The organism is Variovorax sp. WS11 (genome assembly GCF_010499245.1).
In the GTDB taxonomy this organism is placed as follows: domain Bacteria; phylum Pseudomonadota; class Gammaproteobacteria; order Burkholderiales; family Burkholderiaceae_C; genus Variovorax.
In genome coordinates, this window is sequence record NZ_JAAGOW010000005.1 from 1,251,146 (window position 1) to 1,267,849 (window position 16,704).

Below are 16,704 nucleotides of genomic sequence, written 5' to 3' on the forward strand. Positions count from 1 at the left end.
GTCATGGGACGTACAAGAAGTTTCGACACCGGCGAGGTACTGGACAAAGCCGTCGATGTGTTCTGGGAGCGCGGCTACGACGCCGTCGGCATGCAGGAGATCTGCCGCGTCACGGGACTGAACTCCGGCAGCCTGTATGCGGCGTTCGGCGACAAGCGCGGACTCTTCATCCAGGCCTTGCAACGCTATATGGGCGAGGTGTCGCAGCAGGCGATCGAGCGCTTGAACGGCAACCCATCGGGTCTCGCGGGCATCCTCGACTACTTCAAGAGCCTCGTCGACGCGATGGTCGAGGGCAAGCGCAAGTGGGGCTGCCTCGTCACCAACTCGATGGTTGAGTTCGCCATGACGGACGCCGAGATCGCCCAGGCGTTCCGGCTGCACCTGGCTCGGCTCGAGGCGGCTTTCGCGGGCGCGATCGAGCGGGCCCGGCGCGAGGGCGAGCTGCCGCCGGGCGTCCCGTCCGCAGAGGCCGCGGCCTTTCTCGTCTGCACCGTGCAAGGGCTCAATGTCCTGGCCAAGACACGGCCTGGCCGGAACACTCTCGAAACGGCAGTCCGCGTGGCCGTTGGCGCGCTGGAGAGTCCGAATGCAGGAGCGAGCGGGCGGCTATCGAGGCGGCGGCGCAGCGTGGGTGGATAGCCGTGCGCGAGCAGCGGGCTCTGCCGAACTCACGGCCAAGTGGTCCAACGAACAGCCGGTGGTGTCCTTGTCGCCGTCGGCCCCGAGCTGATGTCGGACCTGCGCCATGTCGGGTCTTGATCGGACTGTGGGTAAACGATGGAGCGGCGCAGCTTTGGCCGCACGCAGTCAGAGGCGTACACGCGGCCCGCGGCCGTCGAGTGGAGCGCGAGAAGCCGCGCGAAAAGCGCCAGGCTCAGCGCCGCCGGCACCAGCAGCCAGGCGGACTTGCCCTGTTTGAGCCAGAGTTACGGCAGGTAGCAGCCGATGATTTTCGCCAACGCGGTGGCGATAGGCCCGGACAATCCTGACCAATTGTCACCAGGAAGTACACATTTTCGTGTGGTCAGCACCATAGACTGCAGTCACTCGAAAAGCGACCCGGGCTGACGGCAGGGCGCGCACAGCACGGGAGGCCATCGAAAAGAAGGGGTTCCGCAAGCATGAACCGTCGCGCCCGCTCGCCGACAACGAACCCGCTCGCGGCCGCCCGGTGGCCGCGCCGCGCCAACCTGCTGGCCGAGCCCGCTCCAGGCAATCCCCTGGAGTCCGACACGGTGCATTCATCGCGCCGACAGGCTTCGAACGAAAGCAACGTGCCGGCGCCGGCCGTGAATATCTCAGCCGCCGCCTTGTTCAGCCTTCATTGCGCCCGGCGCGGGTGGAGGTCCTTGCGGCCGCTGCAAGACGATCCGCAATTCAACGAACACTTCGTCAAGCTGGTCCAGAGCAGCAGCCGCCATTTCGAAGGCTTTGTTACCATCGCTCTCGCTCCGGGAGATATCCGAATCGGACAGAAGAGCATGGACGACGCCATGGAAATGCGGCTACGGCTGGGCACTCTCGTTCCGGCGTCGATGCTTGCGACCAGCACGAAGGGCGCGTCAGAGCTGGACGTTGAACACACCCGTCTTCTGCTGAAGGTGGTGGCGTTCGCGGAGATGATCTGTGGGGTGGTCGTCGGCCTTTTTTCGTCGGGGCCGCCCCTGCACACCAATCACTCGGACCCTGTCGACGTCGAGGACGACGAGCTCGATCGCCTGTTCGGAGTGGCGGAAGCCGCATGGGCAGAAGGCAACGGCCTGATGCCGGCGGCCCGCGCCGAGTACGCGGCGGAGCGCCTGCACGAGGCCTACCGGAATTGGCGACGGCCCCGCAAGAGATTCAAGCCCTCGTCCTGAAGTGCGCCGACCGATCGACGAACCCTTACAGAAATAGCAATAGCATCGAACGGCTGCTCCCGCACCGAACACTTCCATGCCTATCTTGAAGAACTCGTCGTCCGCTTCAACCGCCGCAACTCGGGCTCGCGCGGCATGCTGTTCTATCGGCCGCTCCAGCAAGCCGCTGTCACAGGGCCAGTGACTTATGAAGACGCGGTGAGCAAATCGTAGTACGGCCGGGTCAACTGCACGTAATCAAACCGGCCTTAGGTGGTACCGTTAGAGGGCTTGGCAAGCGGCGTCCTCGTATGGTCAGCGGACGGCCATCGTGCTTCGATCGTTGGAAGTGAAGTTTGCTTTCCGGTATTCCGCTCGATCGCGATGGCATACACCGTAACCCTGTCTAGCTGTGGGTAGAAGCCCTTGGGACGACCAAGATTTTCATTGCAATATTTCGCCATCAGTGTGTCGAAGAAAGCGATCTTCTGCGCGGTGTCGTCCACGATTCTGATCAGTCCAAACACCACGACACTGCAGTATTCAATCGAGGTATCGCATTCAAACAGAGGTGGCGCCGGAAATCCGAACACACCGATAAGTGGTCAAACTGCGATATCACCCCGGGCCCGAGGCCCGAGAAAGCAGGAAGACCATGAGCAAGAGACCGCGTAGGAACCACTCACCGCTGTTCAAGGCCAAGGTGGCTCTGGACGCTATCAAGGGCGAGAAGACGCTGGCGGAGCTGGCCAAGCTGCACGATGTGCACCCCAACCAGATCGTCGATTGGAAGAACCAGTTGCTCGACCGAGCCGCCAGCGTGTTCGGTGCCGAGTCGGCACCGCAGCCGGCGATCGACCTGAAGGAGCTGCACGCCAAGATCGGGCAGCTCGCCCTGGAAAATGATTTTTTATCCGGCGCGCTCACCAAGGCCGGCATGCTGAGCGCAAAGCGATGATTGACCGCAACCATGCCCTGCCGATCAAGCGGCAAGCCAAGTTGGTGGGCATCAGCCGAGGGAACGTGTACTACCTGCCGCGTGGTGCCTCACAGGCCGATCAGAGGTTGATGAAGCGCATCGACGCGATCAACCTGGCGCACCCTTTCGCAGGCAGCCGGATGTTGCGCGACATGCTCAATCGCGAGGGCTTCGAAGTCGGGCGCCGGCACGTGGCCACGCTGATGCAGCGCATGGGCATCGAGGCGCTGTACCGCAAGCCCAACACGAGCAAACGGCACCCGACCCACAAGGTCTATCCGTACCTGTTGCGCGGGCTGAAGATCGAGCGTGCCAACCAGGTGTGGGCGACCGATATCACCTACATCCCGATGGCATGCGGCTGGGTCTATCTGTGCGCGATCGTGGACTGGGCAAGCCGGCGAGTGCTGGCGCACCGGGTGTCCATCAGCATGGACGCCTCGTTCTGCGTGGAGGCGCTCGAGGAGGCCTTCAGCAAGTACGGCAGGCCCGAGATCTTCAACACCGACCAGGGCAGCCAGTTCACGAGCGAGGAGTTCACCGAAGCGCTGAAGACTCGAGGCGTGCAAATCAGCATGGATGGCCGAGGGGCATGGCGCGACAACATCTTCGTGGAACGGTTTTGGCGCTCGATCAAATACGAAGAAATCTATCTGCATGCCTATGACTCGGTCGCCCAGGCCAAGGCAGGTATCGCGCGCTACATCGACTTCTACAATGTCCGGCGACCTCACTCGTCGCTGGACAAGCGAACGCCCGAAGAGTTCTACTTCGCGACGCTGCCGGCGATGAAGGAGGTTGCCTGATGGGTTGAACCATGAGTACATGGCTCAACCGGGGCGCCTCCGGCGGCCTGGCAGGGGCCTTCTATGAGGACTCAAATGTTGTCAAGCGTCGATGGCGGTCGGGCTGTTGTGGAACGGACTGAACGAGGCGAAGACGCGATCACGGGTCGGGGTCTGACGAAAGATTCCAGCCAACGCTGAAACAACCTTCTATCCGTGTCGGGCGTGTTGCCCGGCACCACATGCAACATGCGCGCCCTGCGCTTGGCTGACCCCTGTTACCGACGCTCCCCATCTGAAAGAACGGTCACTGCGTGGTGACCCAGCCCCTGCACGGGCGCGTCGAACCTGCGATCGTAGCGTGAGACGTCTCCTCCAATTCGTCGCGTCGAGGGAAGATCCTTCTCTGTTGCGGGGGTCTACACCGCCGGCTTGAGCGATGCACCGGCTGGAATCTCGCCGTGTTCGGTGTAGCGCCAGAGCGCCACCGCCAAACGGCGTGCCAGCGCGATGATGCCGATGCGTCGCATGCGCTTGCCGCCGCTGCCGAAGCGCCGCTTGAACCACTGGCTCAGGTCGCTGTCAGGCTGGTAGCGCAGCCAGCTCCATGCCAGTTCCACGAACAGGGTCCGCGCTCGCTTGTTGCCGGCTTTGCTGATGCCTTGCTCGATCTGGATGTCACCGCTGGCATAAGGGCTTGGCACCAAACCCAGACATCCCGCCACCTGGCGTTGATTGGCAAAGTGTCGCCAACCAAACAACTCCTTGACCAGGACCCAGGCCGTCGGGATGCCGATCGCGCGCAGCCTGGCCAGTTGCGCCACTTGCGGCTGCTCGTTATCGCTGACCTGCTTGCTCTGCACCGCTTGCAGTTCGCGTATCTGCTGCTTGACCACGACCAAGCGTGCGTACTCGCGCTCGATCTCGGCGCGCAGCGCCGCCGGCACCTGCTCGTGGTGGCTGCTCCACCAGCGGCTCCAGTCTCGTCCGCCGACGTGCTGCACTCGCAGGTTGTGCAGCATCAGTAGCGACCCGATGCGATTGGTGTGCGACGTGCGTTCGCTCGACAGACGCTGCAGTTCGCGGTGCAGGCGGCGATCGTCTTCCTGCTGAACCGTAGGCTCGTGCAACACCGACCACACCCGTGTCTCGCCAGCGTGCCACCGCTGCAGCATGCACAGCAATTTGTCGCCGTCGAGTCGGTCGGTCTTGGCGCGCCGGGCGCGCCGGTTGACCTCGATGCTGGCGGAGTCCACTACGATGTTGTCGACACCGTGCTCACGCAGCCTGCGGTGCAGCCACCAGCCGTCGCGGCCCGCCTCATAGCAGCTGTGCACCGCGGCTTCCGCACTCAGTCCGAAACGCATCTTGGCCTTGCCGATGCGTTCCAGCACCGCGGCCTCATCTCCGGCGGCCACCGTGCAGCGACTCGGTCGCTGGCTGCTGTTTCCGAGTGTCAACTTCCAGTGTTTGTCACCGAGCTCCAAGCTCAAGTAAAGATCAAATGCAGTCGGCCTATCCTTGCCTTGAAGGGCCGTCTCAGATGCAGTCATGTTGCGCTCCTTCGGTTCGTTGCCTGAGGACTCCCGTTCTAGCGCAGCAGGGCTCGCGTGTCGCAGGGAGTCCTCCATAGCATCTGAAGATTGAAAGATCAAACCCGCAGCCAATCCACTTATCTCAGGTCAAAGCGTGTTCAGACAACCGGAGCCGGCTCTAACCGCCCATACGGGAAGACTTTGCCCGGGACGTCCAACTCAAAGCAAACCTTCCCGTGCTGTAGAACGTTTCGCCGCAAATGGCCGGTCGCACCTGTGTTGTGAACCCAGACCTCACCACCCAGCATGACAAACAAGAGCGGGCAGACATACGGCCAACCATCAGCGCCAATAGTTCCAAGGCGACCGGAGTATGTGCTTGAAAGCATCTCCTCGATTCGAGCGTCATCCATCAGCTTGTCTGCGCGTCTCAACACTGGCGCGTCACTCATGGTTCCTCCTTGGAAGCTACACCTCAATCAGGTGTGTACTGAAGGCGGATCGATGGCGCACGGCCGCAAAGCACCGACGAACTGTTCTGGAGGCAGCATTTCGAGAGTGAGGTCATCGTCCTGTGCGTGGTATCTGCGGTTCGAGCTAAGCCTGCGCGAGCTCGTGGCGATGATGGGCGAGCGCGGCTTGAGCCTACACGAGGATTATGCGCTGGAGGCGCTGGAATCGCGTTACTCGCAACGCCGGCCGCTGGTGGCACGTCGATGAGACGTACGTGAAGATCCGCGGCAAATAGACGTATCTCTATCGTGCCGTCGACCGCGAAGGGCAGATGCGCTGGTACCCTGCCGTTCTCGCCCTCCCCCATGCTTCATGTTCGCAACCTTCGCCCCTGAACATCTGCCTCCGGCTTCATCCGACATCCTCCACGGTCACCCCCGTCCCGACCTGCTGCGCGACGAGGTGCTCGCCGATCTGTTCGAGGCGACCGCTGCGCGCCGCCCCGACCACCCCGCGTTGTTGTTCAACGAGCGCACCGTCTCCTACCGGGAACTCGACGCCATGGCCAACCTGGCAGCGGCACGGCTGATCGACGCGGGTGTGCGGCCCGGGCAGATCGTCGGCCTCTGGCTGCCGCGCGGCATCGAACTGATCGCCATGCAGCTCGCCATCGCCAAGACCGGTGCTGCGTGGCTGCCGAGCGATGCCGACACCCCGGTCGAGCGGATCGGCGTCTGTCTTGACGATGCGAGCGCCGTAGGCATCGTCAGCTGCGACGAGTTCGCGCAACGGGTGGCAGCCCTGGACCAAGCGGTTTGGACTGCCGAAGCGCTACTGGCGCCGGCCGGCGAATTGCCCCTTCGGCGCCGCGAGCACGCACGGCCGACCCACCCAGCCTACGTTATCTACACCTCGGGCTCGACCGGCAAGCCCAAGGGTATAGAGATCACGCACGGCAGCATCTGCCACTTCCTGCGCAGCGAAAACGCCGTGCTCGGCGTACGCGAGGACGACCGTGTCTATCAGGGCTTCTCGGTCGCATTCGACATGTCGTTCGAGGAGATCTGGATCAGCTGGCTGGTCGGCGCAACGCTGTGGATTGCGCCAAGAGATGTCGCGGGCAACCCCGAACTGCTGCCGCAGGCGCTGATCGACCAGGGCATTACGGTGCTGCACGCAGTGCCGACCCTGCTGGCACTGTTCAGCCAGGATGTGCCCGCGCTGCGCATCGTCAACCTCGGTGGCGAGATGTGTCCCGAATCCCTGGTGGCACGCTGGGCGCGGACCGGTCGCCAGGTGTTCAATACCTATGGGCCGACCGAGGCGACCGTGTCGGCCAGCCTGGCCGAGCTGCACGCGGGCGAGGCGGTCACTATCGGCGTGCCGTTGCCCAACTACGCGCTCTTCGTGATCGCGCCCGAGGTCGAGGAAAAAGGCCTAGTGCTCCTGCCACGCGGCGAAACCGGCGAGTTGTGCATTTCGGGGCCCGGCGTCGCCGCAGGCTACCTGGGCCGACCCGAACTCACTGCCGAGAAGTTCCTCGCCAACCCCTGGTCCGCCAACTCGCACGATGCGCGCCTGTATCGCACCGGCGATCTGGCGCGCATCGATGCCGACGGCCGCGTGCAATGCTGCGGTCGTGCCGACGACCAGGTCAAGATCAGAGGCTTTCGGGTCGAACTCGGCGAGATCGAAGCCGTGCTGGCCGAGCAACCGAGCATCGGCACGGTGGCCGTGCTGCTGCGGCCCGACGAAGGCATCGATCAGCTGATTGCATTCATCGTGCCCGACGCGTCGCTGTCGATTGGCGCGTTGCATGCCGCATTGGGCGCGCGGCGGCCCCCCTACATGGTGCCGAGCCGCTTCGAGGTGCTCGACCAGATGCCACGCCTGACGTCGGGAAAGATCGATCGCAAGGCGCTCAAGTCGGTGCCGCTCGCGCCGGCCGTGGGGGCCGACGGCTCCGACGCTGCAGAGACGCCTCTGGAGGAGGCGCTGTTCACCGCCCTGTCAAAGCTGTTCCCAGGATTGCCGATCCTGCGCGACGCGGACTTTTTCACCGACCTGGGCGGCCACTCGCTGTTTGCCGCGCGACTGGCTTCGATGCTGCGCGCGGATCCGCGCTTCACGCACGTCACGGTGCGCGATATCTACCAGCACCGCGTGATCGGCCGCATCGCCGCTGCATTGCAGGCGGCACCATCCGCCGGCCAGGCGCTGCAAACGCCCGACTGGGTCCCCCCACCATTTTGGCGGCGCTGGGTCTGCGGCGTCGCGCAGGCGGCCGCCGTTCCCGGTCTGGTGGCGCTGCGGATGTCGCAATGGCTCGCGCCTTTCTTCACCTACCACTTCTTCACCGGGCGGGCGAGCGCCTGCCGCTGCGGCCATTGCAGGGCCCATCTCTTTGAACCGCACCGAGTTTCGAGGAGGCCGGTTGGCTTGAGTCAGGCCGGTGTGGCCTGACGGCTTTGGGTATTGTGATTCTCTTTCTTGCAGCCCCCGCAGGAGCCGCCGAAGGCACCCCCGGTCGGGGCCATGTACTCATGGCTCAACCCTCCTGCGACACCGCCGAACGGGCGGGCTTGGTTGTGGTCGAGGCCTGAGCCTGCTGACGCCAGTAGTTCGCCTGACGCAGTCATGAGCAACCGTCTGTCAGTCAAAAGCGTTACCTTTCCAAGTGCCGGCGTCGGATGTTGGTCGACAGTCAACCATGCTCGCCCTCACCCGTAGATCGGATTTCGTTCAGGCGTGGGCCAACTTCAACTCGACCGATCCCCCCAAGGACCATAACCATGCTCGGAAGCTACAAAAAAACGATCGAGGCGTACTGCGAGCAAGCCGGAATTGAGGTCCCCATCGGGTTTAACCGTCACTCGGCCGGCCGCTATGCAGCCATTGATCTGGAATCGAATCCGCCGAAGCTGGTCGCGACGACTTGGTCCAATGTGCAAGACGCGGTGCACTACTTGGTCAACTTGGCAGCGGGTCGTAAGACAAGGATGCTGGACTTCCTGAAACGCCGCGAACTCACCTTTAACGGCAAGAACAGACTTGTGCCAGGCGAACCCTTCTAAGGCGCGTTTCGAGGAAGTAGCCATTAACGGCTTTGCCAACCCAGCCGGCGACGACATGTACCTTGTCTCCGTTCTTGGGTCTGTTGGTCCTAGCCCTGAACGTTCTTGGGCGTCTTCGCCGAGCGCACCGCGAGCAGCAGGATGATTCCCGAGAGCAGGTACAGCGCAATCACCAGATACATGCTGTAGACCGGGCTGCCGGTGCGCGCAGTGATTGCGCCGGTGACCGCGGGACTCGCCGCCGCACCCAGGTTGCCGAGGCTGCTGATGAGGGCAATGCCGGCGGCCGCACCGACCTTCGACAGATACTCGGTCGTGATCGTGAAGAACAGCGGCGTTGCGGCGGCGATGCCGATCACCGCAAGCGACAGGGCGGCAAGCGACGCACCGAGGTTGCCATGCGTCAACGTCGTGATGCCGAGGCCGATCGCTGCGATGGCCACGCTGCCGGCAAAGTGCCAGCGGCGCTCGCCGTGCTTGTCAGAGTTGCGGCCGATCAGGACCATGCCGAACACACCGATCAGGCTCGGCAACGCCGAGTACAGGCCGATTTGCATCAGGTCGGCGACACCCCAGCTCTTGATGAGGGTCGGCACCCAAAAGATCATCGTGTAGGTCGCGCCGAGCAGCAAGAAGTAAACCAGCGCCAGCACGTAGACCTTGCGATCGCGAAACATCTGGACCAGGCTCGCGTGCGAGGCGCCGGAGACCAGGCCGTGGTCGTTCTCGAGATTGGCGCGCAGCGCGGTCTTTTCAGAGACGGTCAGCCAGCGCGCGTCTTCGGGTTTGTCCTGCAGGTAGAAGTACGCCACGATGCCGAGCAGCGACGCGGGCAAGCCTTGAACGAGGAAGAGCCATTGCCAGCCAGCCCAGCCGTGCGCGCCGTCCAGGTACTTCATGATGCCGCCGCACAATGGGCCGGCAATGACGCCCGCAACCGTGGTGGCAGCCATGAAGACGGCGATCACCTGGCCGCGCCGCTTGGACGGATACCAGTAGGTGAGGTACAGGATGATGCCGGGGAAGAAGCCGGCCTCGAACACCCCGAGCAGGAAGCGCAGCACGTAGAACTGCGTCGGCGTCTGCACGAACATCATCGCCGCGGCAACGATGCCCCAGCAGAACATGATGCGCAGCAGCGTTTTGCGCGCGCCGATCCTTTCGAGCAGCAAGTTGCTTGGCACTTCGAACAAAAAGTAGCCGATGAAGAAGATGCCGGCGCCCAGGCCGTACACCGCATCGCTGAACGTCAGCACCTGCTTCATCTGCAGCTGCGCGTAGCCGATGTTGATGCGGTCGAGGTAGGCGACCATGTAGCAGACGATCAGCAACGGAATGATCCGCCAACTGACCTTCGAGTACAGCGCGTCGACGACGTTGTCCTTCGTGAGCGAAGCCTGCGTTTCTGGTGCACGCGCCAGGTGGGTGTTCATCGATGTCTCCGGTGGTGTGGTCGATGGCGTGAAACCGCCATCGGGTTCCGGAGACTTTATCGACGACACCGCGTACGCGGGTTCGGAATGCCGGGCTGTCGCCCGCCGGGGCTTGAGCGCCTAGTTCCGCCCTGTAAAGGCTGCATCTCAAGGCATTGCGCCGGTGGAAACTCAAGGTTATTGGCGAGGCGCTTGTTCGGATTTGGCGGGCGACCTCGTTGAAAGCTGCAAGTCCTGGCGATTTTCCGTTCGAGCAGCTAACGAAGTTTGAATTCGCTATCCATCTCAAGGCAGCGAAAGCGCTTGGAATGGGCTTGCCCAAGCCGGTTTTGCTCTGTGCGGATAAGGTGATTGAGTAAGCGTTGGTGGGGTTCTTGTTGTAAGGCGGTGCGCTCATGCTGCAGGCGGCTGCGCAATACATGCTGACCGTGGCCGCAGCTACGCCGTGCACGGCCGGGCATCCCACGTTGACCACATGGTGTCAGCTCATTGCGGCAGCTGCGCCGGCGAACGGATCCGCTGCCTCGCCGACTGCACCAGCGGGCCGCACTGCGCGTCCTGATCGCCACCGAGCTGGATGAAGGGAACGACCGCGAGCGGCGGCGCGACCGCAGCGAGCGCAGCGCCGGCCACGCCACGTGCGCTGAGCCGCGCAAGATCCGGCATCACCGACGGATTGGCGAATGTGCCCGTCACGTTGATTGGCCCCCGCAGCGAAACGAGACTTTTGCCCTTGGGTTTCGCGACGAGGCGCATATTGAGCGTCTCATCCTTGAAGTTCGCCCTGCCTTCGCCGATGAGCGTCGTGTGCTGCGTGTCGAAGATGAACTCGCGCGGCCGGACCACGCCGTGGTTCCATTCGAGATCGGCGACCATGCATCGGATCGGGATGCTGCGGTCGCCTTGCAGGAGGACGAGCAGCGTATTCGCGAGGTCGAGGTTGGAAAGGCGCAGGATGAGATCGCTCACCTCGCCTTCTTCGACCACCAGCGACGTGTCGCCGCTCGCGCTGCCGAGCATCGCTGCGACCGAGTTGCCGTGCGCAGCGAGCTTGACGCGGCCGTCCATCTCGCCGACGCTCGCCTTGGAAATCTTGAGTTGGGGCAAAAGCTTGCCGAGCTGAAGCGACTGCACGCGCACATCAGCGCGGGAAGCGATCACCGACTTGGTCCCATCGAGTGTGATGTCGGAGACGACCTTGCCGTCCGCCACGCCGAAGTTGAGTGGCGCCAGTGTGAGCACGCCATTCTTCAGGATCAGGTGCGCGCTCATGTCGTCGATCGGTAGCTTCTCGGTCATCACGCGCTGGCCTTCGAAGCGCACGTCGGCGTCTGCGGTCTTGAGCTTCTCGAGGTTGTAAGGCGTGTCGGGAAGCACACGCGCCGTCTGCGGCGTCGCAATCTTGCCGGGCGCGGTCTTCTCGGCGCCGATGAAGCCCGCGAGGTCCGCAAGGTCGAGGCGCCTCGACGTGAGGTCAGCTTTCATGAACTGCGGCGTGCGGCCGCGATCGAGCCTGAAGGTGCCCGAAAGGTCGCTGTCGCCGACCACGCCCGCGAACCGGCGCAACTCCCACACCTGCCCGCTCTGCACGAGCCTGCCGCTGATGCGATACGGCGGTGTCGGCGGCAGCGGCACGCCGACGACCTTGTAGAGCTCGTCGAGGCTGCCGCCCGCGAGCGTCAGCGAGAGGTCCATGGACTGCATGCGCGCCGGATCCTTCATCGTGCCCTTGGCGCTCACGCGCGTATCGCCGGCACGCAGGCTCACGTCCATCGCGACCTCGGGATGATCGACGTGCTTGGAGCGGATGGTGCCGGTCGCGCTCGCCGGCAGGCCGAAGAGCCTGCTGTCGGTCATGTTGACGTTCGCTGCGACCTGGATCACCGGCTCGAGCTGTCCCTTGAACTCGAAGCGGCTGTTGATTTGCGCGCTGTCGTACTTGCCGAACTGCGAAGGGTCGAAATTGGCGAGCCTGCCCGAGATCGCGAAATCCCTGTTGGCGTCGAGCGCGATGCGGCCTCGCGTGGTCGCCTCGGCCTTGCCCGCTCGCGCGTACGCTTCGTCGACGAGCGCGACCCGGTCGCGCAGCGCGGCCGCGAGCCGCACCCGATAGCCCTGCGGGCCGAGTGCGAGCTTCACGCGCTGCGTCTCGACGTCGCCGCCAAGCGCGAGCTGCCCCGCAAGCCGAGTCGCGTTGAGGCGCTTCTGCACGCCACGCAGGTTGAGGTTGCTCGTCGTGAGCTTCACGTCGAACTCGTCATCTTTCATGCCGCCTGTGCCCGTGAACCGGCCGGCGTCACCGAGATCGAACTCGATCTCGTTCAGCGCGAGATTCGCCGGGAGGCCCTGCAGCGCCGTCGAGAATCGCACGAACGGCAGCCTCTTCTCGTCGACAGTGCCTGGCTTGCTGTTGGTCAGCATGACGAGGCCGGAGAGCCCGCGCCCCGCGTCGGTGACGATATGGCCTTCGCCGGAAAGATCCGCGGCGGGCGCGGTCGTCATCCACGCGCTCGGATCGAAATCCTTCGCCGAAAACTTGAGCTCGGTCAGCGGCTGCGCATCGTAAGGCGCGAGCGCAAGCTTGACCGACGCGCTCGCTTCGCGAGCCTTCGCCTCGAGGCTCGCCACCGGGTTCATGAGCGATCCTTCGAGCTTCATCGTCGCGGCATAGATGCCGTCCTCCGGCGACTTCAGCTCGATCACGCCATCGAGCGGGAAAGGTGCATCGGCGCCGAGCTTGAGATCGCCCTTGAGCTTGCCATACTGCGTCGCGAGCGATTTCACTTCGGCGTGCAACTGCTTGCGGTTGCCCGAGAACCCCGCAGTGAGATCGTGTATGGCGTGCGTGCCCGCTGCATTCGTCACCACGAGGCTGCCAATCTGGAAATCAGTGACCGCGAAGGAGAGCGGCACGCGGAGCGACTCGGGCGGCTTTTTATCTTCCTCGGACTTCGCGAGCTCGAGCCGCACCGTCTTGGCGCTCATCGAACCGACCGCGATCCGGCCGATGAGCAGCCCTATCGGACGCCACGTCATGCGCGCGTCGTCGATCGCGATTCGGCCGAACTTGTCTTCATAACGTAGCTCGCGCACCTCGATCGCGCCGAGCAGAGCGCCGCGAAGGCCCGCATAGTGCAGTCGACCGCCGGTATGCGCCGCGGCATGCTCGGCCCCCCAGATGAGGGTTTCCTCGCGTGAGAGCACCCAAAGCCCGACGCCCGCGAGGGCCGCGACGACGCCCGCTGAGATCGCAACCTTTCTCATGCGACCCGAGTGCTTGCCTGAGGGTTGCTTCCTGTCTTCGTCGAACATAGGCGCGTCAGTGCTCATTCAGGACTCCTCGGCGGCTCCCGCGCAACTCGGCCACGGCTCACCGACCCTGAACAGTTGCGATGTGTGCCAGACGTTGAATGACACAGGCGGTGTCGCCCGATCTCGTGCGACCCATTGTTCGAATGCTCAACTCATGCACGCCGCACGTCAAGCCTTCAAGTTCAACGTCTCGCGCACGGGCAGTTCCGAGACCGGTGCGTCGTCGCCAGCAGCGCCTGCCGCCGTGCCCCCGCCGGCACCGGCGGAATCCGATCTTGCTGTTTCGGATCTTCCAGGTGAGCTTGAAGTGCCGCGCACCCGGTTTCCCAGTGTGCGATCTCCCCATGGTCGCTCGTTCTTCCGCTCCTGGAGATCTAGGCCGCATGCGCGGCACTGCGAGCCATTGCGAAGCGATCACGCCCCGCCGCCTTGGCGTTGTAGAGCGCGGCGTCGGCTTGCGCCAGCAACTCTGCCGCCGTGAGCGGGCCCTCGCCAGGGCGGCTGAAGGCAACCCCGATGCTGCTGGTGACCTCCAGCAGCTGGCCGTCGACCTGGAACGCCGGCTCGCGAATCCCCTCGACGATCTTGCCTGCTATCAGCGCCGCAGCATCCTGCGAGTTCATGTCCTCGAGCACGATCACGAATTCGTCACCCGCCAGGCGCGCCACCATGTCCGAGCTTCGCACGCTCCCATGCAGGCGTCTTGCAAATTCCGCTAGCACCTCGTCACCGCTTGCGTGACCGAGCGTGTCGTTGATGGACTTGAAGCGGTCCACGTCGAGGAACATCAGGGCGAGCGCGCTGCCGGTACGCCTGGCGCGCGCGATCGCGTTGGGCAGGTATTCGTTGAAAGCAAGCCGGTTCGGAAGGCCGGTGAGCGTGTCCACGCGGGCAAGCTCGATCAGCTGGCGCTCCACCTGCTTGAGCGCCGTGATGTCGAGGCTGAGCGAGAAGATGCCATGGGTTTTCCCGTCTGCGCCGATGTCCGGCACGTAGATGACGTGCGTGACGCGATCGAAATCCCCGTGCTTGGTCTCGGCCTCGAACTCGACCCGCTCGCCCGCCAAGGCCCGCTCGATCGTTGCCTTGCGGTCGAGATAGAGATCGGGGCCGGCGATCTCTTGGATGTGCTTGCCCACCACCGTGGAGGGTTCCACACCGAGCCATTCCCGGTAGGTGCCATTGGCGAAGGTGATCTTCTGGTCGCGATCGATGTAGGTGATCAGCGCCGGCATGTTGTCCGTGATCGTGCGCAGGCGCGTTTCGCTGTCAATCACCCGCAGTTCCGCCTCCTTCAGTGCCGTGATGTTGAAGGTCATCAGGTAGAAGCCCAACACCCTTCCTTCCACGCCCTTGTCCGGGATCAGGTTCACCTGGAAGTAGCCGTCCTTGCCGCGCAGCGGGGCATGCACCGGGAAACGCACGGGCTTTCCAGCGAGAACGCTGGGGATGTATGGCTCGTGTTGCGCGTACACCGCATCGCCCACGGAAGAACGCAGGGTGACGCCTTCGAGCGTCCCGTCGCCAACACCCGCCATCTGCCGCGCCCGGCTGTTGCCGTAGAGGCAATTCTCTTCGCGATCGAAGTACCCGACCAGCGCAGGGATGCTGTCGGTGATGTCTCGCAGCCGCCTCTCCTGCACACCTAGGGCCTTCTGGGCGTTGACTTCGTCCGTAATGTCGAAGGTCATCGCGAAGACGCCCTGGACTGTCCCGACCGCGTCCCGGTCGGGGATGAAGTGCGCCTTGTGGGTCCGATCGCCGAGGCCGCGTGCCGGGTCTCCGTTCTTTTCGAAGACGACCGTCTCCCCCGCGAGTGCGCGGCGGTAGCGAGGCTCGACGACGGCAAATTCCTCCGCGCCCCGCACCTCGGCCACCGATCTTCCGATCAGCCTTTCGCTGCCGTGCAGTGCCCTGATCTGCGCGTTGACGAAGGTGTAGTTTAGGGAAGCGTCCACATGCGAGACCAGCGCCGGAATGTTGTCCGTGATGGTGCGCAGCCGTGCCTCGCTGGCGCGCTGCTGCTGCATCAACCGGTCGAAGGTGCGGGACAGATCGCCGATCTCGCCATGGGCATAGGTGGGCGGCACACGCGAGGCTGACGCGTGATCGTCTTGCGTCACGCGCATGTGCAGGTGCAGTTCGGCCAGGGGCCTGAGCTGCTGCCGCACGAAGGCCAGTCCGAGTGCCCCTGCGAGCAGGGAGAGGGCCAGCGCGCCGGCCCATGCGACCCGCGTGACGGCTTCGATCGGCGCGAAGGCTTCGCTGCGCGGATACATGGCGCCGACAATCCAGGGGGTCTGCTGAATGCGCTTGAACGAATAGAGACCCCGCAGGCCCGCCCGGTTGGACCCTTCGGCCGTGCCCTCGAAACCGGCGAGCGCCTGGTCGGTCTCGCTGTCCTCGCCGCCATCGGCGTTGAACTGCGTCAGGATGAGCGACTTGCGAGGATGGTCGATCACGATGCCGTCGGTGGTGATGATGAAAAGATAGCCGGCGGCGCCGAACTTGATGTCTGCAAGCTCGCCCAGGAAGTTGCGCTCGCCCAGGTTGATGGCACCGGATATCACGAACTGCAGTTGCCCGGCACGGTCGAGCACCGGCTGCGTGATGGCAACCTGGGCTTGGCCGTTGAGGCGGTTGCTGTACGGCTGTGAAATCCTGCCCGCCTTGGAGGCGACGGTTTCCTTGAAGTACGTCCGATCCGCGATGCTCACCTGTCCCATCTGAGGCGAGGCGTTGAGGCTTGCGACCAGCCGGCCGTCGGTGTCGAAGAACGCGACATTGGCGAAGGCTTCCCGCAGCGATGCGTGCTCTCCGAGAAAGGCCTGCAGGGCCTCGGGATCGGCGAAGGCTTGCGACCGCATGCTATCGGCGAGGGTCTTGAGCAGCGTTCGGCGGCTGACGAACTTCTGGTCCACCGCATCGGCGATCGCAGTGACGCGAGCGAACTGCTCGCTCGCAATCGACGACTGCATGCCGAATTTGACCAGGTGCAGTGCGAGCGTGGCGACCGCCAGCGTGGCTGCGAGTACCACTGCAACGACGCCGAGGCTCAGGCGCGTGTTCAAGCTGATGCGCATGTTCATATGCCCGAAGACTTCATGCTGATGCGCGCCTTGCGGCACGGCGGCCAGGGCCCCATCGCGCCCGGCGCCAGACCTTCTCTGATCTGAGCGGCTTGTAGGGACTGCGACCACAAAGGCCATGACACCCAGGCGGAGCTTCCGTCGAGTGCCCGACGATGGCTTCGGATCCCCACGCAAAGTAGCATCAAGTTCTGAGCTCCTTG

At 63.9% G+C, this 16,704-nt stretch carries 10 protein-coding genes and 1 pseudogene; 6 read left to right on the forward strand and 5 right to left on the reverse strand.

The genetic code is table 11. The features are described 5' to 3' along the window. The first annotated feature begins 3 nt into the window (after positions 1-3). The 3 genes and pseudogenes from GXN78_RS40520 to GXN78_RS41865 all read left to right on the forward strand — a co-directional run. On the forward strand, positions 4-642 hold the full coding sequence (locus GXN78_RS40520) for a TetR/AcrR family transcriptional regulator (RefSeq protein WP_106561133.1): 639 nt from the start codon (positions 4-6) through the stop codon (positions 640-642). A 482-nt stretch (positions 643-1,124) separates the two neighbouring features. Further along, on the forward strand, positions 1,125-1,862 hold the full coding sequence (locus GXN78_RS40530; RefSeq protein ID WP_146163220.1) for a hypothetical protein: 738 nt from the start codon (positions 1,125-1,127) through the stop codon (positions 1,860-1,862). 48 nt (positions 1,863-1,910) lie between these two features. After that, positions 1,911-2,075: pseudogene (locus tag GXN78_RS41865) on the forward strand (IS1595 family transposase); the annotation flags it as partial. A gap of 35 nt (positions 2,076-2,110) precedes the next feature. Here the strand turns inward: GXN78_RS41865 and GXN78_RS40535 are convergent. After that, positions 2,111-2,347: a nitroimidazole resistance protein gene (locus tag GXN78_RS40535; RefSeq protein WP_146163221.1), complete on the reverse strand. Its 237-nt coding sequence runs from the start codon at positions 2,345-2,347 to the stop codon at positions 2,111-2,113. A gap of 149 nt (positions 2,348-2,496) precedes the next feature. Between GXN78_RS40535 and GXN78_RS40540 the strand changes: the two genes are divergently transcribed. Next, a protein-coding gene (locus GXN78_RS40540) for an IS3 family transposase (RefSeq protein WP_106561489.1) occupies positions 2,497-3,626 on the forward strand; the annotation gives its coding sequence in 2 pieces (ribosomal slippage) (positions 2,497-2,755 and positions 2,755-3,626; 1,131 coding nt in all). Positions 3,627-4,024: 398 nt separating this feature from the next. Here GXN78_RS40540 and GXN78_RS40545 read toward each other — a convergent pair. After that, positions 4,025-5,098, reverse strand: a complete 1,074-nt coding sequence (locus GXN78_RS40545) for an IS110 family transposase (RefSeq protein WP_239143105.1) — start codon at positions 5,096-5,098, stop codon at positions 4,025-4,027. 867 nt (positions 5,099-5,965) lie between these two features. On the opposite strand from GXN78_RS40545, the gene GXN78_RS40555 reads away from it, so the two are divergent. Both GXN78_RS40555 and GXN78_RS40560 read left to right on the forward strand, forming a co-directional pair. Next, complete coding sequence (locus GXN78_RS40555; RefSeq protein WP_106555634.1) at positions 5,966-8,056, forward strand: non-ribosomal peptide synthetase; 2,091 nt, start codon at positions 5,966-5,968, stop codon at positions 8,054-8,056. Between the two features lie 329 nt (positions 8,057-8,385). After that, entirely contained in the window at positions 8,386-8,667 is a 282-nt protein-coding gene (locus GXN78_RS40560) for a hypothetical protein (protein WP_106555633.1), read from the forward strand. Positions 8,668-8,756: 89 nt separating this feature from the next. Here the strand turns inward: GXN78_RS40560 and GXN78_RS40565 are convergent, their stop codons facing one another. The 3 genes from GXN78_RS40565 to GXN78_RS40575 all read right to left on the reverse strand — a co-directional run bounded on the left by GXN78_RS40565 (position 8,757) and on the right by GXN78_RS40575 (position 16,495). Continuing rightward, on the reverse strand, positions 8,757-10,100 hold the full coding sequence (locus tag GXN78_RS40565) for an MFS transporter (RefSeq protein WP_106555632.1): 1,344 nt from the start codon (positions 10,098-10,100) through the stop codon (positions 8,757-8,759). Between the two features lie 486 nt (positions 10,101-10,586). Beyond that, the gene (locus GXN78_RS40570) at positions 10,587-13,430 is read right to left on the reverse strand and encodes an AsmA family protein (protein WP_106555631.1); all 2,844 of its coding nucleotides are present in this window, start codon (positions 13,428-13,430) and stop codon (positions 10,587-10,589) included. A 356-nt stretch (positions 13,431-13,786) separates the two neighbouring features. Then, positions 13,787-16,495 carry a PAS domain-containing protein gene (locus tag GXN78_RS40575; protein ID WP_239143106.1) on the reverse strand — a complete coding sequence of 903 codons (2,709 nt, stop codon included), beginning with the start codon at positions 16,493-16,495 and terminating at the stop codon, positions 13,787-13,789. Between the last annotated feature and the right edge of the window lie 209 nt (positions 16,496-16,704).